We start from the raw sequence: 25653 nt of genomic DNA on the forward strand, positions 1-25653 counted from the left end.
TTAGGGAAAATTTTCCCTTAACGCAGGGGTGCCGGAGGCTCTTTACTTGGCTTTTTTCAAATTTAGTATGACTTGATGGGCACACAAGTCGCCGGAAGGGAAGAAAAATTTCAATCTTCCGATTTTTTGCACAATCTATGCGCGATTTTCGAAACGAAAAACGGCCCCGAAACCGGGGCCGTTGGTCTTGCAGGCTGAATGTCGGATCAGGCGGCGCGATACATATGCATATCGCTGTCGCCGTCGATCTTGAACTGCTGCACGAGGTGCAACAACGCGTCTGCCTCGTTTGCGAGCTCGCGGCTTGCTGCAGTGGTTTCTTCCACCATTGCAGCGTTCTGCTGGGTCATCTGATCCATCTGGTTGACAGTGGAGTTGACTTCCTGCAGCGCGCTCGACTGGTCGTGGCTTGCGCGGGCGATCATTTCGACGTGCTGGCTGATCGTGACGATCTGGGCGCTGATCTTCGCAAGAACCGTGCCCGTTTCCTGTACGAACTGCGAACCGGAATTGACCTCGTTCGTCGATTTGTTGATGAGACCCTTGATCTCCTGCGCGGCAGCGGCAGAGCGCTGGGCAAGTTCGCGCACTTCCATGGCGACGACGGCAAAACCCTTGCCGGCTTCACCGGCGCGAGCCGCCTCGATACCGGCATTAAGTGCGAGCAGGTTGGTCTGGAAGGCGATCTCGTCGATGACGCCGATGATCTGCTCGATCTGGCGCGATGCGTCTTCGATGCGGCCCATCGCATCGATCGCATTGTTGACGACGACGGCGGAGTCGTCGGCGCTGCGCTTGGCCTGACGGACGATCTGATCGGCATCCTTGGCGCGTTCGGCGGAGGAGCGGACCGTGACGGTGATCTGGTCGACGGCGGCGGCGGTTTCTTCCAGTGATGCAGCCTGCTGCTCGGTACGCTTGGCGAGATCCTCGGAGGACTGGGCCATCTGGTTGCCGTTGCCCTGGATCATCTGCACGTTGTCGCGGATCTGGCTCATGGTGGCCTGCAGGCGCATCATCGAGCCGTTGAAATCCTGACGGAGCTGTTCGAGACGGCCGATGAAGGGCGTGTCGATCGTCGTCGAGATATCGCCCTGCGACATGCGCTCGAGACCGGCGGCAAGCGCGTTGACGGCATACTCGATCTGACGGTCCATCTCGCGCTTTTCGGCATCGTTGCGCTGACGCTCGTGCTCGGCGGCCTGACGCTCTTCGTCGCTCTGCTCCTCGATGCGGATCTTGGAGATGGCATTTTCCTTGAAGATGCCGAGTGCGCGGGCCATGTCGCCGATTTCGTCGTAACGCTTCTCACCTGAGATGCTGGTGTCGAGCGCTCCTTCGGCGATGCGGCGCATGGCGGCGGTGATCTGGGCGATCGGCCGCTGCAGCGTCAGTACCAGCGCAATGCCGCCGACGATGGAAACCAGGATGCCGAGTGCGGTCGTGCCGACGGAGATGCTGTTGGCCTGATCACGCTCGGTACCGGCCGACTGTTTCTGCTCTTCCGCGAAGCTCGTCAGCTGACCCCAGACACCATCGAGTTGCTGGCGTGCGGCGACGTAATCGCTCGTACGCTGATTGATCACATCGACAAGGCTCTGTGCGCCCTTATCCATCGAGGCGAGAGCGGGCGTGATCGCGTCGACAATATCACCGGCGAAATTCATGCCCTTGGCGCTGGCCTGAAGGGTATTGAGCATGGTGTTGAGCGTGGCGATTTCCTGGTTCAGGCGAACGCGATTTTCCTTGCTCGGCTTGGCATTGAAATCGGCAAGCACGAGCTGCAGCGAATAGATGGAGCTTTCAAGGCGCCGTGTATCTTCCAGAACCGAGTTGGTCTGGGCGATGCGGCTGTCGAGCTCCACGAACGTCGTCGTCGCTTCACGCATCATCTGCGTGGCGGTGAGCTGAGTGTAAGTCGACATCTGGCGGAAGCGGGAAACAAGACGGCCGAGATTTGCAACGCCGTCGTCCGTGCCAGCCTCCGGCGCCGCCGCCTGAGCCTTCAGGTCGCTAACGGTCTGCGCCATGGACTGCGTCATGCTCTTCTGGTTCTGCGGGACGGAGATTTCGATCATGCGCTGCGCCTTGATGATCTGAGGCAGCGCATCGGTCACCACCTTCAGCTTGTCAGGCGAAGTCTGGGCCTTGTTGAAATCATTCATGGCGGCTGCGAGCGCATCGCCGCCCTTCAGCAAACGATCGGCAGCGCGCAGCGTTGCCGTCGCGTTGCCTTCGTCGGTACGGATATTTTCTTCCAGCTGCTTGGCATCGTAGCTGACGTTGAAGCGGTTGGTGATCATCACCTTCTGGGCGTCATCGATCTGCTTGCGAAGAGCCATTTCCTGTTCGTGTAGGGTCCAGAGCTTGCCGACGGTATCCGAAATGCCGTTGGTTCCCTCGATCGCCGCCTGCAGGTTATCATGGCCGGAATTGTCGCCGATCTGCGCCATGGTGGCGTCCAGCGTCTGTCCCTGCGCCTTGATGTCGGCATAGAGCTTGTCGCGCGCTTGTTCGTTGGTGGTCTGCAGGAAGTCGTCCATCGAGGCGTAGAGATCCTTGAACCCACTCAGCGACTGGAGAACGCTGTTGGAAATCTCCATCCGGCCCTGCAGCAAACCGGATGCATAAAGGCCGGTCAGACCGACGGCGGATATGGTGACGACGAAAGGCAGAACAAAAATCAGAACCTTTGTCTGAATCTTGAAACGAGAAAGAATCTTGTCAATGAACATGGCGCGCCGTGCCTTTCATACACCACTCCTCCCGCCGGCAGCCTTCTGGCGCCAGCCGGGTGCATATCGAGCTGATCTACTAACAGTTGGGAAGACCCTGGAACGGGCGGCAATCATTGCCAGTTCATTTCCGGCGGGGCCGGAAATACCCAAATATTCGTCTACAATGTGTCAGATTAGATATTAATTTTCGGATAAGCGGTGAGAGCGCGTTAGCCGTGATCGCACAATAGTTGCAAATTGCACGCTGCGGAATCGCGATATATCAGTCGCGACACCGAACATTTCCATTTCAAGCTGCGGAAAGATCAGATGAAGTGGGAAAGAAGAACTGCAATGCAGGCGGCGGTTGCGCCGGCGGCGAGCATCAGATAGCGCAGAGTTACGAGCTTCGTATCAGGCTTTGCCTGGGCAATTGCAATGGCGCGGGCGCGTCGAGTGTTTCTGTTCATTGCGAAACCTCACTTCTGTCTAAACACAACAATCCAACAAAACGGCTTGTCGGTAAAGCTTAATTTAGGAACGACTTTGCCAACCTGCCATTGAGACAGGATGGCGCAGGCAATCTTAAGAAGTCTTGAATCGGCAAAAAGGTTTCACGCCTACAAATATTGGCATTTACAATGTCTCACCGGCGGCAAATCCGGAGGCCCAGGCCCACTGGAAATTATAGCCGCCGAGCCAGCCGGTCACATCGACACATTCGCCAATGAAATAAAGGCCGGGAACATCCTTCGCCTGCAGGCTGCGTGAATCCAGGGCGGCCGTATCGATGCCGCCGAGCGTGACTTCCGCGGTGCGGTAGCCTTCGGAGCCGGAAGGCTTCAAGGACCAGTTCTGTGCCGCATCTGCCAGCCTGGTCAGCAGCTTGTCGGAGAGGTCGGCCATGTTGCTGGTGACGCCCTCGCGCTCGACGATATGTTGCGCGAGGCGCTTCGGCAGGATCTCGCCGAGCGCGGTCTGCGCGGACTGACGTCCGTTTACCTGTTTCGCCTTTTTCAGGTGCGCGGCGATATCGATATCCGGCTCGATATCGACAGTGATCGCATCGCCCTCCCGCCAGTAGGAAGAAATCTGCAGGATGGCTGGACCACTGAGGCCACGGTGAGTAAAGAGCAGGGCTTCGCGAAAGGCGGTCTTGCCATGACGGATTTCGGCTGGCGCGGAAATGCCTGAAAGCGGCGCGATGCTTTCGAGCAGCATTGAATCAAGCGTCAGAGGCACAAGGGCGGGGCGCGTCTCGGTAATAGCCAGGCCGAACTGCTCGGCAATGCGATAGGAAAAGCCGGTCGCTCCCATCTTCGGAATGGATTTTCCGCCGGTTGCGATGACGAGCGAGGAGGCTTCGAACAGGCCTTCCGATGTCGCGACGCGGAAGCCGCCCTCAGTCTTTTCAACGCCCGATATTTCCACGCCGAGATGCCAGGTAGCGCCCGCTGCGCGCATCTCGTCGAGAAGCATGAAGATGATGTCCTTGGCGCTGTTGTCGCAGAAAAGCTGGCCAAGCGTCTTTTCATGCCACGCAATGCCGTGACGATCGACCATGGCGACGAAATCGGCCGGGGTGAAACGGGCAAGCGCCGACTTGCAGAAATGCGGATTGGCGGAGAGGAAGTTCTTCGGGCCGGCATTGATATTGGTGAAGTTGCAGCGGCCGCCGCCGGAAATTCGGATCTTCTCGCCCGGCGCGCGGGCGTGGTCCAGCACGGTGACGGATCGACCACGCTGTCCGGCGCGGATGGCGCACATCATGCCCGCGGCACCCGCCCCGATGACGATCACATCGCTCTTGTGCCGCACAATCCGTTTTCCCTGCTGAAATCGCGTCTTCTTTTTCCATCAGAGGGCGAAAGTCAACGCCTTTGCCCCCCTCGCCAATTGCCAAACTCCGGTTATGATGGCGCTACGATCAACGCAAACCGGTGTGTCATGTCCCCAAAAAAGACGACGCTGAAGCCTGCCAGAAACGTACCCGCCTCGAAGAAATCCCCTCCCGATCCCGGATCTCTGCGCGGTGTTGCGAACTGGAAGGAAGCGGCGCAGTGGCTGAGGGCACGCGGTATCGAAGACATTGAATGCATCACGCCGGACCTTGCCGGCGTGCCGCGCGGCAAGATGATGCCGTCCTCCAAGTTCACCTCAAACACATCGCTCGCACTGCCTTCGGCGATCTACCGTCACACGATATCGGGCGAATATCCCGAGGAGACCGAAAGCTTCCGCTATGAGCCGCGCGACAGCGACCTGAAGCTCGTGCCCGACCTTTCCACCCTGTCCGTGGTTCCCTGGGAAACCGACCCGACCGCGCAGGTCATCTGCGACATCGTCAATTCCGACGGCCAGGAAGTTCCCTACACGCCGCGCAACGTATTGAAGCGCATTCTCAGCCTCTATGCCGAGCGCGGCTGGAAGCCGATCGTAGCGCCGGAAATCGAATTCTACCTGGTCGCCACGAATGACGACCCGGACTATCCGCTGCATCCGCCCAAGGGACGTTCAGGTCGTTCAATTCTCGGCGGCCAGGGCTATTCGATCGCCGGCATCAACGAGTTCGACGAACTGATCGACGACATCTACCACTTCTCGGAGAAGCAGGGCCTCGAGATCGATACGCTGATCCACGAGGAGGGACCGGCGCAGCTCGAAATCAACCTCCGTCACGGCAATCCGATCGAACTTGCCGACCAGGTGTTTCTCTTCAAGCGCACGATCCGCGAGGCAGCGCTGAAGCACAATATCTATGCCACCTTCATGGCAAAGCCGATGCAGGGCCAGCCGGGTTCGGCGATGCATATCCACCAGTCTGTCGTCGACATCGCGAGCGGCAAGAACGTCTTCTCGAACAATGATGGTTCAGCCTCGAAGGAATTCTTCCACTTCATCGGCGGCATGCAGAAATACGTGCCGAGCGCGCTTGCCATGCTGGCGCCTTACGTGAATTCCTACCGGCGCCTGCAGCCGGATATGTCCTGCCCGGTCAATAATGCCTGGGGTTACGACAACCGCACGACGGCCTTCCGTGTGCCGGTCTCCGATCCGCAGGCGCGGCGCGTGGAGAACCGCCTGCCGAGCTCGGATGCCAATCCGTACCTGGCGCTAGCTGCCTCGCTTGCCTCCGGTCTGCTCGGCATCATGAAGGAAATCGAGCCCACGGCTCCGACCGAGGATGCCGCCAACGAAGGCTCGATCGACCTGCCGCGCGGCCTCCTGGAAGCCGTGGCACTGCTGGAAGACGAGCCGGCTTTCGAAGAGGTCTTCGGCGCAGAGTTCATCGGGCTTTATGCCGGCGTGAAGCGGGGCGAGTTTGAAACCTTCATGCAGGTGATCAGCCCCTGGGAGCGGGAATTCCTCCTCCTGAACGTGTGAGGCTTCGCCATGACGCAAGAGACATGGCAAAGCCCCATTGCCCCAGGCGTCTCCTGGTATCAGGCAACGGTCGGCGAGCGGCCGGATTATCCGGCACTCGATGGCTCCAGGCAGTGTGACGTCGCCATTATCGGCGGCGGCTATACCGGCCTTCAGGCCGCCTATAGTCTCGCCAGGGCTGGCGTTTCGGTGACGCTCATCGAGGGCAGCAGACTTGGCGACGGCGCGTCCGGGCGCAATGGCGGCCAGCTCGGCACCGGCCAGCGCTGGTGGCCGGAAGAGATGGAGGAGAAGATCGGCTACGAGCGCTCCAAGGCGCTCTTCGATCTCGCGGAAGACGCCAAGCGGCACCTCATGGATTTTGCGACCGAGCACCAGATCGATATGGACTATGTGTCCGGTCAGCTCAGCGTCGCCCACAAGGAAAGCTACAAGCGGTACTATTACGAGAATGCGGAAATCGCGGCCTTCCGCTACGACTATCCGCATCTGCGTTTCATGGACCGCGAAGAGACGCAGGAGCGGCTTGGTTCCAAACGCTTCTATTGCGGGGTACGCGATACCGGAACCGGCCATATCCATCCGCTGAAACTGCTGATCGGCCTTGGCAGGGTGGCGGCCAATGCTGGGGCCGATATTTTCGAAATGACCAAGGCAAAGTCGATCGAAGAGCGCAGCGGCAAGGTCGTTATCGAAACCGAACGCGGCACGATCACTGCCAACAGGGCGCTGATTGCCTGTAACGGCCATATCGGCAATCTGGAGCCGATCACGGCCAGCCATGTCATGCCGATCCGCTCCTTCATCGGCGCGACTGTGCCGCTTGACCGGTTTCCTGATGTGATACCGGGCGGTGAAGCGGTGGCGGATTCGCGGTTCGTCGTGCGCTATTTCCGCAAATTGAAGGACGGACGGCTGCTCTTTGGCGGGCGGGAGGCCTACACGGCCGACAATCCGCGCGACATTTCGCAGCATATCCGCCGGCAGATCGCCGAAATCTACCCCGCGCTCAAGGATATCGAGATCACCCATGCCTGGGGCGGCTCGGTCGGCATCACCATGCCGCGCCAGCCCTTCGTGCGCGAAGTCATGCCGGGCGTCACCTCGATCGGCGGTTATTCCGGCCACGGCGTCATGTTGTCAAATTACTGTGGCAAGCTTTACGCAGAAATGGTGCTGGGGAAATCGGCCGATCTCGATCTGTTCAAGGCGCTCGATATCCCTGCCTTTCCGGGCGGCGCGCGCATGCGGGCGCCGCTGCTTTTCCTTGCCTTGTCGTGGTTTGCCCTCCGCGACAAGTTTTAGTTCGATTGCGGATTTCCTCACCGGACAATTCGCTCTAAAACCGATGTCCGACAGATTCATTGCACCGCACACTGGCTTTTTTAAATCGATTAGATTAAAACGGCCACCAACCAAGCCTGATTGAGAGACAAGCTCATGAGCAGCCAGATCATTCCCGTTGAGCCTTTTGATTACGTCGTCTTTGGCGGCAGCGGCGACCTTGCCGAACGCAAGCTTCTGCCGGCGCTTTATCATCGCCAGATCGAGGGCCAATTCTCGGAGCCGACCCGTGTCATCGGCGCTTCGCGCAGCCCGCTTTCGCATGAAGAATACCGCAAGTTCGCCAAGGATGCGCTCAAGGAGCACCTGAAGAAGGGCGAATATGACGAGGCCGAAGTCGAGAAGTTCTGCTCCCGTCTCTTCTATGTTTCCGTCGATGCCCGTACCGATACCGGCTGGGACGTGCTGAAGAAGCTGCTCGACGAGGGCAAGGACCGCGTGCGCGCCTTCTACCTCGCTGTTGCTCCGGGCATTTTCGGCGACATTTCGCAGAAGATCCACGACCACAAGCTGATTACCAAGTCGACCCGTATCGTCGTCGAAAAGCCGATCGGCCGCGATCTAGCTTCGGCCCTGCAGCTCAACGACAATATCGGCCGCGTCTTCAAGGAAGAGCAGATCTTCCGCATCGACCACTATCTCGGCAAGGAGACGGTGCAGAACCTGATGGCGCTGCGCTTCGCCAACGCGCTCTATGAGCCGCTCTGGAACGCCAATTATATCGACCATGTGCAGATCACCGTTGCCGAAGCCGTCGGCCTCGAGGGCCGCGCCGGTTATTACGACACCGCCGGCGCGCTGCGCGACATGGTACAGAACCACATCCTGCAGCTTCTCTGCCTGACCGCGATGGAAGTCCCCTCCTCGATGGATTCGGAAGCCGTTCGCGATGAGAAGCTCAAGGTTCTGCGCGCGCTGAAGCCGATCAACGCGTCCAATGTCGAGCAGGCGACGGTTCGCGGCCAGTACCGCGCCGGCGCTTCCGGCAGTGGCCCGGTCAAGGGCTATCTGGAAGAGCTGGAAGGCGGCGTTTCCAACACGGAAACCTTCGTCGCCATCAAGGCCGAGATCAACAACTGGCGCTGGGCGGGCGTTCCCTTCTACATCCGCACCGGAAAGCGCCTCGCCGGCCGCGTTTCGGAAATCGTCATCACCTTCAAGTCGATCCCGCACTCGGTCTTCGACCAGGCCGCCGGCCGCATCAGCCAGAACCAGCTGATCATCCGCCTGCAGCCGGATGAAGGCGTCAAGCAGTCGCTGATGATCAAGGATCCGGGCCCGGGCGGCATGCGCCTGCGGAATGTCTCGCTCGACATGAGCTTCGCCCAGGCCTTCAACGTGCGCAATCCTGATGCCTACGAGCGTCTGCTGATGGACGTCATCCGCTCCAACCAGACGCTGTTCATGCGCCGTGACGAAGTCGAAGCGGCATGGCAGTGGGTCGATCCGATCCTCAAGGGTTGGGAATCCACCGGCCAGCAGGTGCAGGGCTATACGGCCGGCACCTGGGGTCCAAGCCAGGCCATCGCGCTGATCGAGCGTGACGGCCGCACCTGGCACGACGACATCTAAGTCCAAGGGTCCGAAGATATGGCATCGACACTGCATTCCTTCGCTAACGCCGCCGAACTTGCCGCCAGCCTTGCAGACAAGGTCTCCAGCGTCCTTTCGGCAGCCATCGCAGCGCGCGGAGCGGCAAGCATCGCCGTTTCCGGCGGCTCCACGCCGAAAGCCTTCTTCCAGGCGCTTTCGACGCGCGATATCGACTGGGCCAAGGTGACGATCACGCTTGTCGACGAACGTTTCGTTCCCGCCGACAATCCGCGTTCGAACCACCTGCTGGTCGATGCCAATCTTCTTCAAAACAAGGCGAAAGCTGCACGTTTCGTGCCGCTTTACCAGCCCGCCGCCTCCGTCGAGGAGGCTGCGAAGCTTGCAACGGTAAAGAGTGCGGAGATCGGCATCCCCTTCGATGTCGTCATTCTCGGCATGGGCGGCGACGGCCACACGGCCTCGTTCTTCCCCGGTGGCAACAATCTGAGCGTTGCGCTCGATGCCAGGACACCGCGCTGCATCATCACCATGGACGCGGAAGGGGCTGGCGAACCGCGCCTGACCTTCACGTTTTCCGCACTGCAAGATGCCAAACTGCTCATTCTCCACATTGAGGGCGAAGGCAAAAAAGACGTTCTCGCCAAGGCAGAAGGCACAGGCGAAGAGGCAGACATGCCGATCCGCGCCATTCTGCGCCGGGCCACTTCCCCGGTCGAGATCTACTGGGCTCCCTGATAGGGCCTTACAGCCGCCGAAGCCGGCGAACAGAACATTGACGAACCAAAACAAGGCAGGGATTTTCCATGTCCGCTCACGCACGCATTGCTGCGATCACGAATCGCATTGTCGAACGCTCGAAGCCGACCCGCGAGCGCTACCTGGAACGCCTGCGCGCTGCCGCCTCAAAGGGCGTCAACCGTTCGGTTCTCGGCTGCGCCAACCTCGCCCATGGCTTTGCCATCTGTTCCCCCGCCGAGAAGGATGCGCTTGCGGGCGACCGTGTGCCCAATCTCGGCATCATCACCGCCTATAATGACATGCTCTCGGCCCACCAGCCGTTCGAGACCTATCCGGCGATCATCCGCGAAGCCGCTGCCCAGGCCGGCGGCATCGCTCAGGTCGCAGGCGGCGTGCCGGCAATGTGTGACGGCGTCACCCAGGGCCAGCCCGGCATGGAGCTCTCGCTCTTCTCGCGTGACCTTATCGCCATGGCAGCGGGTGTCGGCCTGTCGCACAACATGTTCGATGCCGCCCTCTTTCTCGGCGTCTGCGACAAGATCGTCCCCGGTCTGATGATCGCCGCCCTCTCCTTTGGCCACCTGCCGTCGATCTTCATTCCAGCCGGCCCGATGACGACGGGCCTGGCGAACGACGAGAAGTCGCGCGTGCGCCAGCTCTTCGCCGAGGGCAAGGTCGGCCGTGCCGAACTGCTGGAAGCTGAATCCAAGTCCTATCACGGCCCGGGCACCTGCACCTTCTACGGTACGGCCAATTCCAACCAGATGCTTATGGAGATCATGGGCTTCCATATGCCCGGCTCCTCCTTCATCAACCCAGGCACTCCATTGCGCGAAGCGCTGACCCGAGAGGCCACCAAGCGGGCGCTCGCCATCACAGCACTCGGCAACGAATTCACGCCGGCCGGCGAGATGATCGACGAACGCTCGATCGTCAACGGCGTCGTCGGCCTGCATGCGACGGGCGGTTCGACGAACCACACGATGCACCTTGTCGCCATGGCTCGCGCCGGCGGTATCGTGCTGACCTGGCAGGATATTGCCGAGCTTTCGGAACTGGTGCCGCTGCTTGCCCGCGTCTATCCGAACGGGCTTGCGGACGTGAACCATTTCCAAGCAGCCGGCGGCATGGGCTTCCTCATCAAGGAACTGTTGAAGCAGGGCCTGGTGCATGACGATGTACGCACCGTCTTCGGTCACGGCCTGCAGGCCTATACGGTCGATGCGCAGCTCGGCGAAAACGGCGCCGTCGTGCGCCAGCCCTCGCCGGAAAAGAGCCACGATCCGAAGGTGCTCGCCAGCATCGAAACGCCTTTCCAGGCGAATGGCGGCTTGAAGATGCTGCGCGGCAATCTCGGCAAGGCGGTCATCAAGATCTCCGCCGTCAAGGCGGAGCGCCATATCATCGAGGCGCCAGCAATCGTGTTCCATAGCCAGCAGGAACTGCAGGACGCCTTCAAGGAGGGCAAGCTCAACCGCGATTTCGTCGCTGTCGTGCGCTTTCAGGGACCGAAGGCCAACGGCATGCCGGAACTGCACAAGCTGACCCCACCACTCGGCGTGCTGCAGGATCGCGGTTTCCGCGTGGCGTTGCTGACCGACGGGCGCATGTCCGGTGCATCCGGCAAGGTTCCGGCGGCAATCCATGTCACACCCGAAGCTGTCGATGGTGGCCCGATCGCCCGCATCAAGGACGGCGATATCATCCGTCTCGATGCGATCAGGGGCACGCTCGAAGTTCTCGTCGATGCTGCTGACATGGCCGAGCGCGAACCTGTGACGATCGATCTTTCAGACAATGAATTTGGCATGGGCCGCGAGCTTTTCGCGCCGTTCCGTCACGCGGTCGGACCGTCCGACCAGGGTGCCAGCGTGCTCTTCCACGCGCACTGACATCCCCTCATCGATGCAAAAGAAAAACCCGCGGCCGAAACTGCGGGTTTTTCATATCCAGCGAGACGCGAGACTGTTACGCGCGGATATCGAGGACGTAATCCTTGTGCGCCGGGTGCGTGCTGTAGACGAAGATCTTGTTCAGTTCTTTCTGCGTCAGCAGGCGCAGGAAGCGAACCTCGATGGTGTTGTTCGGGAAAGTCTTCATCAAGAGGCAGCCAACCTTGGTGATGCGGGCATCCGGAATATCCAGGTAGAACTGTTTTGGCAGCGTATACTGCGTGAGGATCGCCAGGATCGCGCTGCTCATGGATATACGGACGATATCGCAGCGGCGCGAGGCGGCATGCATGACGCCCTTTTCCGTATATTCGATACGCGCGGCGTTCATCGTGTCTTCCATCTTGAACCGCGATTCGCGGTCGTACATGAAAGATTCTTCCTTCGCCAGGAAGTGCGATTTCGCAGGTGTTGGATTCGATGCGGCCATGGCCTTAGTCCCCTCAGTCTTGATGAGAAAAAGGCTAGCACCGCATGTTTAACAGAAAGTGAGAATCCTTCCCCTTGGCAGTATCAGGAGGAAGGATTCCACCAAAAATGGATGATCATTTCCTGTAGGTGTGACCGGCCGCATCGAAGAGGTGCAGTTTCTGCCGGTCGGCCACGAAATGCATCTTCTGGCCGCGCTTTACATCGAAGATTCCGGGCAGCTTGACGATGATCGGCTCACCCTGGACCAAGCCTTCGATGTAGAGAAGCGTCACTTCGCCGAGCTGCTCGACGATCGAGACTTCGCCCTCGAACAGATAGTCTTCGCTGGGATCGGCGATGCGCAGGTCTTCCGGGCGAACGCCGAAGCTTGCCTGCTTGTCCTTTTCCGATGCCGCAGTGGCGATATCGAGCGTCACGGACTTGCCGCCGGTCAGCGTCACCGTCGTCGTAGCACCGGCATCGGTAATCGTTGCCGGGATGATATTCATGGCCGGTGAGCCGATGAATTTGGCGACGAACAGGTTTGCCGGTCGCTCGTAAAGCTCCAGCGGTGCGCCCACCTGCTCGATATTGCCGGCGGAAAGGACGACGATTCGGTCCGCCAGCGTCATCGCCTCGACCTGGTCGTGCGTGACATAGATCATCGTCGTATCGGCCATCTGCTCGTTGAGCCGCGCGATCTCGATACGGGTCGCGACGCGCAGTGCCGCATCGAGGTTCGAGAGCGGCTCGTCGAAGAGGAAGACCTTCGGATTGCGGCAGATGGCGCGGCCGATCGCCACGCGCTGACGCTGGCCGCCCGAGAGTGCCTTCGGCAGGCGGTCGAGATATTTCGTCAACTGCAGGCTTTCGGCGGCAGCCCGCACGCGGCGGTCGATCTCCTGCTTGCTCTCGCCGGCGATCTTCATGCCGAAAGCCATGTTGTCGAAGACAGTCATATGCGGGTAGAGCGCGTAGGACTGGAACACCATGGCAATGCCGCGCTTGGACGGCGGCACGTCATTGACGAGCATGCCATCGATATACATCTCCCCGCCGGTGATGTTTTCCAGGCCGGCGATCATGCGCAGCAAGGTGGACTTGCCGCAGCCGGAGGGGCCGACGAAAACGATGAATTCGCCCTGGTTGATTTCCAGATCGATGCCGTGGAGCACGTCCACGGAGCCGTAGGATTTGCGGATATCCTTAAGCGTCAGTCCAGTCATTTTCCTCTCCCCTCCTGATCCTTAAGCGAGGCGGGCGAAATACGCCCCCCAGGCCGGAATATCGATCTTGTCGCCGTAGTTGTTGCTGTTAAAGCCGTGCCCCGTCAAAGCTTGCCACTCGCCCGCCGGCAGGGTGACATTGGTTTCTGCCGGCCCCATGTTGAAGATGCAGAGCAGCGTCTCATTGCCGTATTCGCGTGTGAAGACCAGGGCATCGCCCTGCGGATCCTCGAACTCGATTTCGCCCTTGGCGAAAGCCGGATGCTGCTTGCGAAAGGCGAGGAAGCGGCGGTAGTGCTCGAGCACGGAATTCTCGTCGCCCTGCTGCACGCTGACGGCGCGCAGGATGTGCTCGACCGGGACCGGCAGCCAGGGTTTCACCGTCGAGAAGCCGCCCTGTGCGACCTGGCTGTCCCAGACCATGGGCGTGCGGCAACCGTCACGCCCCTTGAACTCCGGCCAGAACTGGATGCCGTAGGGATCCTGCAGATCCTGATAGGCGAGATCAGCTTCGGTGAGAGCGAGTTCCTCACCCTGATAGAGGCAGACCGAACCGCGCAGTGTCATCAACAGCGAAGCGTAGAGCTTGGCAAAGGCATCGTGGTCGGCAACCAGCGCGCCCCAGCGGCTGACATGGCGCATGACGTCATGGTTCGAGAAAGCCCAGCAGGCCCAGCCATCGGGAGCGGCGGCGTCGAAATCCTTCATGACTTCCTCGACGCGCTCTGGCGTCAGCGGATCGGGCGCCAGGAATTCGAAGGCGTAGCACATGTGCATCTTGTCATTGCCGGAGGTATATTCGCCGACAATTTCGAGGCCACGCTGGCTGTCGCCCACTTCGCCGACGGCGGCAATGGCGGGAAACTCTTCCAGCACGGCGCGGAAGCGCTTCAGGAATTCGAGGTTCTCAGGGCGGTTCTTGTCGTAGAGATGCTCCTGGAAATTATAGGGGTTCACGGCCGGCGCGGTGGACGCGTTGCGGCGTTCCGGGGCAAGCGCCGGGTTGTCGCGCAGAAGCTTGTCGTGGAAATAGAAGTTGATCGTGTCGAGGCGGAAGCCGTCGACACCGCGCTTCAGCCAGAAACGGACGACATCGAGCAGGCGGTCCTGAACCTCGGGATTATGCAGGTTCATATCGGGCTGCGAGGTCAGGAAGTTGTGCATGTAATATTGCATGCGCGTCGGATCCCACGCCCATGCGGAACCGCCGAAGATCGACAGCCAGTTGTTCGGCGGCGTACCGTCCGGCTTTGCATCGGCCCAGACATACCAGTCGGCCTTGGCATTGGTCTTGCTCGTGCGGCTTTCGACAAACCAGGGATGCTGGTCGGAAGAATGCGAGATGACGAGGTCGATCATCACCTTGATGCCGAGACGGTGGGCTTCCGCTATCAGCGTGTCGAAATCGATCAATGTACCGAAGATGGCGTCGACGTTTTCGTAGTCCGAGACGTCGTAACCGAAGTCGCGCATCGGCGAGGTAAAGAAGGGCGAAATCCAGATGGCGTCGGCACCGAGGCTTGCCACATGCGGCAAGCGGGCGGTGATGCCCTTCAGGTCGCCGATGCCGTCGCCGTTCGAATCCTGGTAGGAGCGCGGATAGATCTGATAGATCACCGCGCCGCGCCACCAGTCCTTGTCGGCGGTCAGATTGGATTGGGAAGCCACACTCATGGAATATCCTGTCTAAGCTTAAGTCTTGGGATGGATCAGCCTCCCTTGACCGACCCCGCAAGCAGGCCGCGCACCAGATAACGCTGCAGCGAGAAGAAGACGAGCAGCGGTATGATGATGGTGACGAAGGCGGACGCCGTCAGGATTTCCCAATTGCCGCCGCGCGAGCCAAGCAGCGCATTCAGCGCTCCTGTCAGCACGAGGTGATCCTTGTCGGTGCCGAGGAAGACCATGGCGACAAGCAGGTCGTTCCACACCCACAGGAACTGGAAGATCGCGAAGGAGGCGAGCGCGGGGAAGGAGAGAGGCAAAACGATGCGGGTGAAGATCTCGAAATCGCTCGCGCCATCGACGCGGGCGGATTCGATGATCTCCTTGGGCAGGCCGGCAATATAGGCCCGCAAGAGATAGATGGCGAGCGGCATGCCGAAGGCGGTGTGCGCCAGCCAGATGCCGGGATAGGTTTTCGACGGCTGGCCGATCGCGGTGCCGATCTCGTTATAGAGACGCAAGAGCGGGATGAGCGACATCTGCAGCGGCACGACGATGAGGCCGACGACGAGTGCAATGAGAAGCGCGCGGCCGGGGAATTCCATCCAGCTCAGCGCATACGCGGCGAAAGCGGCGATCAGGATCGGGATGATGGTCGCCGGAATGGTCACTGTCAGAGAGTTGATGAAGGACTGGCCGATACCCTCGCTCGTCAGAACGGTCTTGTAGTTCGCGAGCGTGAATTCCGGCGGAGCCGATGCCGCGACATAGATGCGGCGCGGACGTTCATCAGGCGAAAAAGCGACATTCTTCATGTAGCGGTAGCTGCCGTCGCTGTTGATGACCAAGCTTTCGCCGTCGCCTAGGTCGGCGGTCTGACCAGCCTCAAAAGCCGAAGGTTGCTGCACACGTACGCCGAACGCCTTGACCGAGCGGCCAGGCTGATCGGCCAGCACGTTGCCCGTGATCACGTAGATATCGCCTTCCTGCTTTGCCTGATCTGGGGTGCCGAGGCGCGCGGCCACAGTCTGCGTGGAACCGGCAAAGGCGGTCCACCAGCCGGAAACGGTGATCTGGTCCTTGTCGCGCAGCGCACTGACGAAGATGCCGAGGGTCGGCACCAGCCAGATGATGACGATCACGAGAACGCAGAAGTGGACGAAAAGACGGGCCGGGCCGATCTTGAAGTAGCTTGCAGCTCTCGTCATCTCAGCGTCCCTTCAGTTCGGCATTGGCGCGGCGCACGTTCCACACCATGATCGGCGTGACGGCGAGCATGATGATGATGGCGATGACAGCGCTTCGGCCGGAATCGCCGCCGCCACGGAACAGCCAGTTGAACATCAGGTTCGCCAGCACCATGGTCTGCCACTGGCCGTTGGTCATGGTGAGCACGATGTCGAAAACCTTGAGGACGAGGATGGTGATCGTCGTCCAGACGACGGCGATCGTGCCCCAGATCTGCGGCACCATGATGCGCCAGAAGATCTGCCAGCCATTGGCGCCATCGATGACAGCTGCCTCGATCGTCTCCTCCGGGATACCGCGCAATGCGGCCGAGAGGATCACCATGGCAAAGCCGGTCTGGATCCAGACCAGGATCACCATCAGGAAGAAATTGTTCCAGAAGGGAACGGAAATCCAGACCTCAGGCGTGCCGCCGAATGTCTGCACGATGGCGTTCAAAAGGCCGATCTGCACATCGTTGCCGCCGCGGTATTCATAGATGAACTTCCAGATGACGGAAGCGCCGACGAAGGAGATCGCCATCGGCATGAAAACGATGCTCTTGGCGATATTGCCCCACCAGATGCGGTCGGTCATGACGGCGATGACAAGGCCGAAGAAGGTGCAGCAGGCGGGCACGACGGCCAGCCAGAGAATGTTGTTGAAGATCGACTGGCGGAATTCGCGGTCGTTCAGGGCCCAAAGGTAGTTCTGCGCACCGACGAACTCGTTGCCCGACCGGTCGTAGAAGGACAGGATGAAGGTCGCGACCACAGGATAGACGAGGTAGACGACCAGCAGAAAAAGCGCTGGGAAGAGAAACAGCCAGGGCCGGATCATCGCGCGCCGGTTCAGGTTGCGTGAAGCCTGACGGATATCACCGTCCTTCACCGGCAAGGCGAGATCGAGGATCTTGTTCGAGAAAAAGAAATAGGCCGAACATGCGAAAACGGCGACGACCACGACGCCCAAAGCGGACACTATCTGCGACAGCATTTCGTCCCTCCCCTGCTTCCCTGTCTTATTTTGAAGGGTTAATGCCGGACACCGTCAATATTGCTTGTGGGTTTGACCACAGGATCCGGCACAACCGGGCTCCCCCTCTGGAGCCCGGCCGTTCATTCCGGTGATGCCGCCGGTCGCCCGGCGGCACGAAATGGCAGGAAATTACTTGATGCCGTCCCAGGCGCTCTGGATTTCGGCTGCGGAGTCCTGAGCGGACTTGCCGCCGACGAAATCAACCATGCCGGTCCAGAAGGCGCCAGCGCCGATCTTGCCAGGCATCAGGTCGGAACCGTCGAAGCGGAAGGTCGTGGCCGAGGTCAGGATCTCGCCTTCCTTCTTCATCTGCGGGTTGGCGTAAGCATCGACATTGACGCCCTTGTACGGGGTCAGGAAGCTCGACTGCGCCATCCAGAGTTCATGGGCGACCGGCGTCTTCAGGAAGTCGACGAAAGCGCGAGCGGTCGGAGAGTCCTTGGCGATGGAGACGAGCGTACCAGCACCCAGAACCGGCTTGCCGAGATCGGCATGCGCGGCATAGGTCGGCATGTAGAAGAAGTCGGCATCGGTACCGAGCTTCGTTCCCTCGGGGAAGAAGGACGGGATGAACGAAGCCTGGTGGTGCAGGTAGCACTTCGGCGGAACGGCGAAGAGGCCCTTCGGGCTGTCGCGGAAGTCGGTCGATGCAACGGCTGCAACGCCGCCGTCGACATATTTTTCGTTCTTGGCGAACTTGCCGAATTCGTCGATGGCAGCAACGACGGCCGGATCGGTGAACTTCACTTCATTGGTAGTCCACTTGTCGTAGACCTCGGGCTTCTGGGTGCGCAGCATGATGTCTTCGACCCAGTCGGTTGCCGGCCAGCCGGTTGCGCCGCCGGAACCGAGACCGATGCACCACGGAACGCCGCCGTCCTTGACGATCTGGTCAGTCAGGGCGTGCAGCTCTTCCATGGTCGTCGGGACCTTGTAGCCTGCCTCTTCGAAGTTCTCAGGAACATACCAGACGAGCGACTTCACGTCGGCCTTGTAGGGGAAGGCGAAGTAGGCGTCCTTGCCGTCCTTACCCTTGTAGGTGCCGTAACCGACCCAGCTGTCGCCGGCGCCGTAGTTGTCCTTGACCCACTTGGAAGTATCGTCGCCGAGCGGCGTCAGGTAACCCTTGCTCGCGAGATCGGCCAGCAGGCCCGGCTGCGGCAGAATGGCGATATTCGGCGGGGAGCCTGCCTGCGTATCGATAACGATCTGCTGCTCGTAGTTTTCAGAGGAGGAATACTTGGCGTCAATGCCGGTCGCTTCGACGAAATAGGCGAGGATGCTCTGGAAAAAGGCTTCGTCTTCGCCGCGCCAGGGGCCGAAGATCGTCAGCTGCTGACCCTTCAGGTCGGCATGGGCAGCCTTGAAGTCGTCATAGCTCTTCCAGTTGAACTTGGAGTCCTGACCCGGTGCGAATTTCAGATCCGCTGCCGATGCAGCGCCCGCAAAAAGCGCCGCAAGTGCAACGCCCATCAAGAATGACTTTTTCATGTGATCAACCTCCCATCACAATCGGATAGCGCAGAATTTCATCCAAAGGAAATCTCAAAGCGCTTTGACAAAGCAACTCATTCCCTTTTGGCCGAATGAAGTCAAGCCATTTTGCGAAAACGGCAGGAATACCGCCACTGTATCGCGTCGCAGCAAGGCTTAATGGGGAATATGGAGCGATTTTTCTTGAGTCAAGCGCAGCAGATGCTACATATTTGAAAGCGCTTTGGATGCCATTGGGAGGCGGCGGCCACTATTTTACGGCCACAGGGCAGGCCGGGAGGAAGCATAGCAGGTGAATCTCAAACAGCTATCGGAATTGCTGGGGCTTTCGCAGACAACTGTGAGCCGCGCACTCAACGGCTATCCGGAGGTCAACGAGGCAACCCGGGAACGCGTGCTCCGGGCGGTCAAAGAAACCGGATACCGGCCCAACAAGGCCGCCCAGCGGCTTGCCACCGGCAAAGCCGGCTCGATCGGCCTCGTCATGCCGACAGCGCCCGGCCATCAATCGGACGTGCATTTCGGCGAGTTCCTGACCGGTCTCGGCGAGGAAGCGGTGCGTCATGACTTTCACTTCGTCATCATGCCGGCCGACCCGGACGACGAGGTCGCAGCGCTGCGGCGTCTCGCGATCAGCGGCAATGTGGACGCGCTCTTCGTAGCCTATATGCGCGGCCACGACCCGCGGCTTGCCATGTTGAAGTCGCTTTCCATGCCCTTCGTGGTGCATGGCCGCTCCTTCGGCTCGGAACCGGACTATCCCTATCTCGACATCGACAATGAGGCGGCTTTCTACGATGCGGCGAGGCTTCTTCTCCAGCTCGGCCACACGCGCTTTGCGCTGATGAACGGGCCGCTGCATCTCGATTTCGCCATTCGCCGCAGGAACGGGCTCATTGCCGCGCTCGCCGAACGCGGGTTGGAGCTCGAGGAAGACTGCACGAGCCATACGGTCATGACGGACGAGGAAGGACTGATCGCCATGGAGCGCTTCCTGCAGCTTCCGGATCGGCCAACCGCCATTTTATGCTCCAGTACGGTGCTTGCGCTCGGTGCAATCCGCGCCGTCAATCAAGCCGGATTGAAACTCGGCGAGGACATTTCGCTGATCGCCCATGACGATGTTCTGCCGCTCCTGAAGCCGGAGAATTTCTCCGTGCCGCTGACGACGACACGCTCGTCGCTGCGGGCGGCCGGCGTGCGCATCGCGCAGCGGCTCATCGGTACGGTCAAGCAGGCGGGCCCCTTCCCCGAACAGGAACTCTGGAAGACCGAGCTGATCGTCAGGGCCTCGACAGGCGCCGCGCCCCAGAGTTGATTAAAGGGGGATGATCAGAATACCGGCGGCGTCAGTCCTGCCGAACGATGGGCGGCAATCACCGTATTGGCCATCAGCATGGCGATCGTCATCGGGCCGACGCCACCCGGAACCGGGGTGATGACGGCAGCAACCGGAGAAACCTCGGCAAAGGCGACATCGCCGACGAGGCGGGTCTTCCCCTCGCCGCGTTCGGGGGCGGCAATGCGGTTGATGCCGACATCGATGACGGTGGCACCGGGCTTGACCCAATCGGCTTTGACCATTTCCGGACGACCGACGGCGGCCACCAGAATATCGGCATTGCGGCAGATGCCGGCGAGATCCTTCGTGCGCGAATGGGCAATGGTGACCGTCGCATTGGCATTCAGCAGAAGCTGCGCCATCGGCTTGCCGAACAGGTTGGAGCGGCCGATGACGGTGGCATTGAGGCCGGAAAGATCCTCACCATGGGTGCGACGGACGAAGACCATGGCGCCGGCCGGCGTGCAGGAGACGAGGCCGGTCTTCAGGTCACCGGTCGCAAGCTTGCCGGCATTGACGACACTCAGGCCATCGACATCCTTCTCCGGCAGGATCGACTGGATGATCGCCTCGCTGTCGAGATGTCTGGGCAGCGGCAGCTGCACGAGAATGCCGTGGATCGACGGATCGGCATTGAGCGTAGCGACGAGGGCGGCAAGCTCCTCCTGGCTCGTCTCGACCGGCAGCGTGTGCTGGACGGATTTGAAGCCGCATTCCTTGGCCATTCGGCTCTTGGAGCTGACATAGGTGTGGCTCGCCGGATCGTCGCCGACGATGATGACCGCAAGGCCCGTCCGTACGCCCTTCGCAGCCTCAAGCGCAGCATTTGCCGATTTCACGGTTTCGATTACGGATGCGGCAACCTGCTTGCCGTCGATTACTGTCGTCACGCGTCTTCTCCGCCCAGTTTCGCGCCAGTCTATTCGCCCGCGGCGGGAATGATTTCCCGATAACGCCCTATCCCGTTTAAAAACGGCAAATGCAAGAGCAATCTGCCGTCGGGCGTTCGCCTACCGGGAAGCCTGGTGGGCGTGTAGGCGATCGCGCAGGCTGGCGATCTGCGAGCGCAATGCATCGACCTCGTTCGCCGTCTGCGGGACCAACTCCGGTTCGGGGACCTGGGCAAGTTCGGGCACAGGGGCGAGAATTTGATCCTGGACAGGAATTTCAACCGGCTGGACCGGCACCTGTTCGGGCTGTCGGCGGAAGCGACGCGGCAGAAAAACGAAGCCCAGGCCTGCCACCAGACCTGCAAGGCCGCCCAGCAAGGCATTGAAAGCGAAACTGCTGCCACCGGAAACCGGCAGCACAAGAGCGGGCTTGCGAACCGTGACCCTGCCGTCGCCGATGGCACCTGTCGTGGAAACCTCTTCGTCCAGGCGCGAGCGGGCGGCAGAGGCCTTTTCCCGCAACTCGGTCAGCTTGGCGAGATCGACGCCGGTATCGCGGCTCTGGGCAATGAGCGCATTGCGACGGTCGCTCAGTTGCCTGCGCGCATCGACGGCAGCCTTGGCTGTCCCACTTGCGTTCTGGGCGAGGCGCACAAGTTCCTTGCCGATGCTGTCCTTCAGACCGTCGACCTCGGACTGCTGCTGGAGCAGGCGCGGATGGCGCGGCCCGAGGTCTGCCGAAAGCTGCGCGAGCGCCGTCTTGGCAATCGCATATCTGTCGCGCAGATCCTGCAGGGCGGGTGAGATCATATCCGAAGTGAGCGAGCCTTCCAGCACGTCCGCGAGCTTGGCGGCCTTCAGCTTGTCGGCCTGTTCCTTGGCGGTCAGGATCTTGTCGTCGGCATTCTTGAGATCGGCATCGAGGCCGGCGATCTGACGCTGCAATTGCGTCGCAACCTTGACATTGCCCTCGCCGTTCTTCTGGCCAAAAGCCATGAGCTCTGCCTGAGCCTGATCATTTTCTTTTTTCAAGGCAGTGGCCGTCTCGGCCGCCTTGCTCGCGGCACTGCCGCCGGTCACCGCATCGGACAACCGCATGGCGATTCGTGTCGATTTGTCGCCATCGGCCGTCGTTACCATCAGGCGGATCGTGCCAGTGCGGTCATCGGGAATAATCGCGAGGGCAGATTTCAGCGCGGCCTCGGCGCGCGATGCCGGATCCGCCGCCGCGCCGCTGCCGGAGAGAAGCTCGAAGGCAACACCAAGTGCATTGGCATTGTTGCCGGCAAATTCCGGATCGCGGTCCAGCTTCATTGCTGCAACAGCTGAGGTGATGACAGGTACCGAGAACAGTCTTCTGACAGTTTCCCCGACAAGCGCAGTCCGGTCGCCTGCGCCCGCATCCACGGCAAGCGTCGTTTCTGCTGTGTAGCGCGCTGGTGCGGATGGCATCAGGACCGGGGTGGCAGCACCAACGAACGAGAGGGCAACAATGACGAGGGCGCTCCTGCCCCATTTCGTGCGCCCTATTTCGCGTGAAACCGGCAAAACGGGTGCTTTTTCGACGGGAGCGACGTGATGAACCTGGACGTATTGCGTCGCTGGCTCCGGTGCGGGAGAAGAGGGCTCAAAAGCGGGAGCGGAAACGGAAGAGATATCGTTAGCAGCCTGAAGGCGCGAACCGAGGATCGTTTCGATCCGATCGACCAGCGGTTCAGTCTGCCGCGCCTTCGCGCGCTGCTCATCGAGCAGCCGGCTTATGGCGTGCAGCAGTTCGGCTTCCGAAGGGCGGATCTCCGGTGCACTGGTACTCTCTGCTGCGTGACTTTGCCGCTGGCCGCGCGAGAAGCTGGTTGCGCGATCATGGAAACTGCTTTTCGCCCTGGAATCGTGCATTGGCGTCACATCTCATGCGCATGATAGCCGAGTTCGCTCAACCGCGCCGACGCGGATGATTAAGCTACTCTAAATATATATGGCAAAGAAATGGTTAACCGCAGCCTGCAGAAATCTGTAATCAGCCGGCTTTCTTCATCTGCTCGATTCTCTTCTGTTCGCCCGCAGCGTGCGTCGGTTCAACCGGCTGGCTGAGAATACGCGCGCGCCGGCTGAAGCGATACTGGAAGACCCGGAAGAGGAAAATCGGGATACCGATAATATAACGGCGCCAGAGGCGCGCCGGCTCCTGCACCAGGCGATAGGCCCATTCGAGACGCATCATGCGCACGGTCTTCGGCGCGCGGGGGACGGTGCCGGAAACGAAATCGAAAAGTGCACCGACCGTCAGGACGAGACGCGCGTGATCGGCGCGGATATTCTGGTGAACCCATTTTTCCTGCAGCGGCGTGCCCATGCCGACAATCAGGATATCGAGCTTCTGACGCTCCACTTCGGCGGTAACAGCTTCCGGATTTGCCTTGTCGAAAAAGCCGTCGGAGATGACGAAGAATTCGTGCCAGGGCGTATGCCTGGAAAAGTTCTCGGCCGCCTTCTCGACAACCGCACGCGCGCCGCCGATCAGACCGATACGGCGCGGCGTTTCCATGAAGGTCAGGAATGCCGGCACGAAATCGGTACCGTTCAGATTGGCGGGAAATGGCGAACCATGCGTGACCTGGGATGCGATGTTGAGGCCGATACCATCGGGCAGGACCAGATTATGCGACATGATCTGATAGTATTCGTCGTCGCCCAGGGCGGTCAGCATGTTGTGGGCATTGACGAAGCAAACCACGGTCTGCCCGACAGGGATGGAAGCCAGTTCGTTGATGAAAACCAGCGCGTCGTCCCAGCCGAGATCGCAGACCGGCAGATCGAAAATCGTCCGCCGCGATGCAAGCACCGCGAAGTTTGCAATCAAATTCATTCCAACCTCCTGCCGAGGGTGCGTCATGCGCCCGACATCCTGGAAAACAAGCCCACATTTCCGCAGCGGAGGTCTTGTGAGGACCAGCGGCGTCCCGCCTGAAGCGATTTCCCCCAACCCGTGGCGGCATCATCCCAAGCTTGTGCCGCGTTTATATCAACTCTGCTTCAAACAACCCTTAGGAAAAACCTTTGGATTTTCATGCGCGCATAAGTAGTTCATTAACCAAGACGAGAACGCAAAAAACGGCGCCTTTCGGCGCCGTTTTGAATTGACGGATCAATGGTGATCAGTGACTGGCCGAGGGAGCCGGCGTTTCGGACGCGGGCGCGGTCTCGACGATCTTGACTGGCGCTCCAACCTTCTGCGGCTTGCCGCCGGAGGTTTCCTTTACGTCTTCCTTCGACAGATAGTCGAGCTGCTCCAGCATGACATCGGCCACATATTCGCCGCCGAGACGCTCGTTCATGCCCTTCTTGATCTGTTCGCGGAAAGCCCCGGGATCGAAGGCCTTGATATTGGAGACGTCGATCATCTTGTTACCGACGAGCAGACTGAAGAGTTCGTCGGTCGTCATTTCCGTGATCGGCAGGTTGAGGCCTGCGATCATATCCTTGTGCATCATGAAGGAGATGCGGCCGAGGAAATAACCGTTGACCGCACCGTTGCCGATAACGGGCACGGTGATTGTCTCGCCCTTCACCAGCTCGAGCGCGCTTTGCTTGGTATCCGCTTCAACCGGCGCCGGCGCAGTCGCCATGTTCACCGAGAAATAGACCGATGCCAACGTGACGGCGCAGACCCAGACGCCTGTGAGGACGAGCTTGATCATCAGGCATCCCGCGCGGCGAACTGTTCCTGGGAATAGGTGCCGTCAGCATCGGCATCCTGCACGGCGTTCTTCAAGAGATCGGCAACGGCGCGAACCGCCTCCAGATGCGCTTCGACGCGGCGGGCGTTTAGCGTAAGCTTCTTCTTGAGGCCATGAAGCTGGTCCAGATGCGAAGCGGCAAGCTCGGCCGGATCGGTGTCGCGGAAGAGCATCGAGAGCTCGTACAGGCACCGGCTCTTGTGCGCATTGGAGACCTTGAGATCGAACTGCGGATCGCTGCCGATCCGAGTGTTCTCATTGTCGATTATCATTTCGAGGCGCCCGAGAACGGATTTGATCCTGTATTCGTTCGAAACTATTTCCATTTTATCCTCGATTATGCGTCGCTAGTTGCGGACTTATTGTCGGCAGTCGGAGTGCCGAAGGTCTTGCGTTGAAAGTCGTCGATCATGCTCATTGCAGTCTTGCGGTCGTCTTCATCCGTGGAGGCGTTGACGATCTTGCCTTCCTGGCGGCGCAACTGCTCGGAATACATCTGCTTGGCGATGCCGATGCCGTCGCCCTTGGCCATGACGTTGCCGAGCTGTTCGGCCATCATGCCCTTCCAGATGTCGCCTGTTGCGCCCTTGCCGAAGACATTCTCGGCATCGCTCGGCAGCATGGACTTCACGAAATTCTGCAGAACCATAGCCTCGAACTTCCGGTAGGTTTCCGGCACGTCCTCGGTCTTTTCGCGGTTCTGGATATTGTGCAGGCCGGTCTTCTGCTTGACGTTGTCGAGAATGTCGACTGCGGAAGAAAAACCGTTACCGCTGTCGGCCAGGCTTGTCGCAGCAAAAGCGGCGCGGCTGGCTTTCAGCTTTTCCTGGGCAGCCTGAACCTCCATGGGGTCGGCCGCCTTGACGACGTCCATCACCAGATCGCTGGGGGGTGAAATAGCCACGTTACAATCCTCTAATGTAAGATCGTGGCG

At 60.1% G+C, this 25653-nt stretch carries 20 protein-coding genes and 1 pseudogene; 6 read left to right on the top strand and 15 right to left on the bottom strand.

Annotated elements, in window-relative coordinates; genetic code table 11:
* Window positions 1-206: 206 nt before the first annotated feature.
* The 3 genes and pseudogenes from AC1DF8_RS29170 to AC1DF8_RS29180 form a co-directional block, all read right to left on the bottom strand.
* Window positions 207-2735, bottom strand: a complete 2529-nt coding sequence (locus AC1DF8_RS29170) for a methyl-accepting chemotaxis protein (protein WP_018115098.1) — start codon at window positions 2733-2735, stop codon at window positions 207-209.
* A gap of 308 nt (window positions 2736-3043) precedes the next feature.
* Window positions 3044-3187, bottom strand: coding sequence for a hypothetical protein (locus AC1DF8_RS29175; RefSeq protein ID WP_018115099.1), 144 nt, complete (start codon window positions 3185-3187; stop codon window positions 3044-3046).
* A gap of 166 nt (window positions 3188-3353) precedes the next feature.
* Window positions 3354-4575, bottom strand: a pseudogene (locus AC1DF8_RS29180) (BaiN/RdsA family NAD(P)/FAD-dependent oxidoreductase).
* 89 nt (window positions 4576-4664) lie between these two features.
* On the opposite strand from AC1DF8_RS29180, the gene AC1DF8_RS29185 reads away from it, so the two are divergent.
* The 5 genes from AC1DF8_RS29185 (at window position 4665) to edd (ending at window position 11629) form a co-directional block, all read left to right on the top strand.
* The gene (locus tag AC1DF8_RS29185; RefSeq protein WP_112541494.1) at window positions 4665-6101 is read left to right on the top strand and encodes a glutamine synthetase family protein; all 1437 of its coding nucleotides are present in this window, start codon (window positions 4665-4667) and stop codon (window positions 6099-6101) included.
* Window positions 6102-6110: 9 nt separating this feature from the next.
* Window positions 6111-7406: an NAD(P)/FAD-dependent oxidoreductase gene (locus AC1DF8_RS29190; RefSeq protein WP_478156040.1), complete on the top strand. Its 1296-nt coding sequence runs from the start codon at window positions 6111-6113 to the stop codon at window positions 7404-7406.
* Between the two features lie 135 nt (window positions 7407-7541).
* Window positions 7542-9017, top strand: coding sequence for a glucose-6-phosphate dehydrogenase (gene zwf, locus AC1DF8_RS29195; protein WP_018115103.1), 1476 nt, complete (start codon window positions 7542-7544; stop codon window positions 9015-9017).
* A gap of 18 nt (window positions 9018-9035) precedes the next feature.
* Window positions 9036-9734, top strand: a complete 699-nt coding sequence (gene pgl / locus AC1DF8_RS29200) for a 6-phosphogluconolactonase (protein WP_478156042.1) — start codon at window positions 9036-9038, stop codon at window positions 9732-9734.
* Between the two features lie 68 nt (window positions 9735-9802).
* Window positions 9803-11629 (top strand): phosphogluconate dehydratase, encoded by a 1827-nt coding sequence (gene edd / locus AC1DF8_RS29205; protein ID WP_018115105.1) that lies wholly within the window; start codon window positions 9803-9805, stop codon window positions 11627-11629.
* A gap of 76 nt (window positions 11630-11705) precedes the next feature.
* On the opposite strand, the gene AC1DF8_RS29210 is transcribed toward edd, so the two are convergent.
* From AC1DF8_RS29210 to AC1DF8_RS29235, 6 genes are all read right to left on the bottom strand, one after another.
* Window positions 11706-12119 (bottom strand): hypothetical protein, encoded by a 414-nt coding sequence (locus tag AC1DF8_RS29210; RefSeq protein ID WP_029616458.1) that lies wholly within the window; start codon window positions 12117-12119, stop codon window positions 11706-11708.
* A gap of 115 nt (window positions 12120-12234) precedes the next feature.
* A complete protein-coding gene (locus AC1DF8_RS29215; protein ID WP_478156045.1) occupies window positions 12235-13326 on the bottom strand; it encodes an ABC transporter ATP-binding protein in 1092 nt (363 codons plus the stop codon).
* 21 nt (window positions 13327-13347) lie between these two features.
* A complete protein-coding gene (bglA, locus tag AC1DF8_RS29220) occupies window positions 13348-15000 on the bottom strand; it encodes a beta-galactosidase BglA (protein ID WP_018115107.1) in 1653 nt (550 codons plus the stop codon).
* Window positions 15001-15035: 35 nt separating this feature from the next.
* Complete coding sequence (locus tag AC1DF8_RS29225) at window positions 15036-16199, bottom strand: carbohydrate ABC transporter permease (RefSeq protein WP_113204963.1); 1164 nt, start codon at window positions 16197-16199, stop codon at window positions 15036-15038.
* A 1-nt stretch (window position 16200) separates the two neighbouring features.
* Window positions 16201-17214, bottom strand: a complete 1014-nt coding sequence (locus tag AC1DF8_RS29230) for a carbohydrate ABC transporter permease (RefSeq protein WP_113116597.1) — start codon at window positions 17212-17214, stop codon at window positions 16201-16203.
* Between the two features lie 171 nt (window positions 17215-17385).
* Window positions 17386-18747 carry an ABC transporter substrate-binding protein gene (locus AC1DF8_RS29235; RefSeq protein ID WP_112541500.1) on the bottom strand — a complete coding sequence of 454 codons (1362 nt, stop codon included), beginning with the start codon at window positions 18745-18747 and terminating at the stop codon, window positions 17386-17388.
* A gap of 295 nt (window positions 18748-19042) precedes the next feature.
* On the opposite strand from AC1DF8_RS29235, the gene AC1DF8_RS29240 reads away from it, so the two are divergent.
* Complete coding sequence (locus AC1DF8_RS29240; RefSeq protein ID WP_018115111.1) at window positions 19043-20068, top strand: substrate-binding domain-containing protein; 1026 nt, start codon at window positions 19043-19045, stop codon at window positions 20066-20068.
* Between the two features lie 14 nt (window positions 20069-20082).
* Here AC1DF8_RS29240 and folD read toward each other — a convergent pair whose 3' ends face one another.
* From folD to AC1DF8_RS29270, 6 genes are all read right to left on the bottom strand, one after another.
* Window positions 20083-20982: a bifunctional methylenetetrahydrofolate dehydrogenase/methenyltetrahydrofolate cyclohydrolase FolD gene (gene folD / locus AC1DF8_RS29245; protein ID WP_113209217.1), complete on the bottom strand. Its 900-nt coding sequence runs from the start codon at window positions 20980-20982 to the stop codon at window positions 20083-20085.
* A 120-nt stretch (window positions 20983-21102) separates the two neighbouring features.
* The gene (locus AC1DF8_RS29250; RefSeq protein ID WP_478156049.1) at window positions 21103-22878 is read right to left on the bottom strand and encodes a GumC domain-containing protein; all 1776 of its coding nucleotides are present in this window, start codon (window positions 22876-22878) and stop codon (window positions 21103-21105) included.
* A 121-nt stretch (window positions 22879-22999) separates the two neighbouring features.
* The gene (locus AC1DF8_RS29255; RefSeq protein ID WP_018115114.1) at window positions 23000-23848 is read right to left on the bottom strand and encodes a WecB/TagA/CpsF family glycosyltransferase; all 849 of its coding nucleotides are present in this window, start codon (window positions 23846-23848) and stop codon (window positions 23000-23002) included.
* Between the two features lie 289 nt (window positions 23849-24137).
* Window positions 24138-24680: a hypothetical protein gene (locus AC1DF8_RS29260; RefSeq protein ID WP_018115115.1), complete on the bottom strand. Its 543-nt coding sequence runs from the start codon at window positions 24678-24680 to the stop codon at window positions 24138-24140.
* On the bottom strand, window positions 24680-25045 hold the full coding sequence (locus AC1DF8_RS29265; protein ID WP_018115116.1) for a hypothetical protein: 366 nt from the start codon (window positions 25043-25045) through the stop codon (window positions 24680-24682). The genes AC1DF8_RS29260 and AC1DF8_RS29265 overlap by 1 nt, the downstream gene beginning before the upstream one ends.
* Window positions 25046-25056: 11 nt before the next feature.
* On the bottom strand, window positions 25057-25623 hold the full coding sequence (locus AC1DF8_RS29270) for a rod-binding protein (protein WP_478156051.1): 567 nt from the start codon (window positions 25621-25623) through the stop codon (window positions 25057-25059).
* Window positions 25624-25653: the final 30 nt, after the last annotated feature.

Source organism: Rhizobium sp. 05N49 (assembly GCF_056396805.1).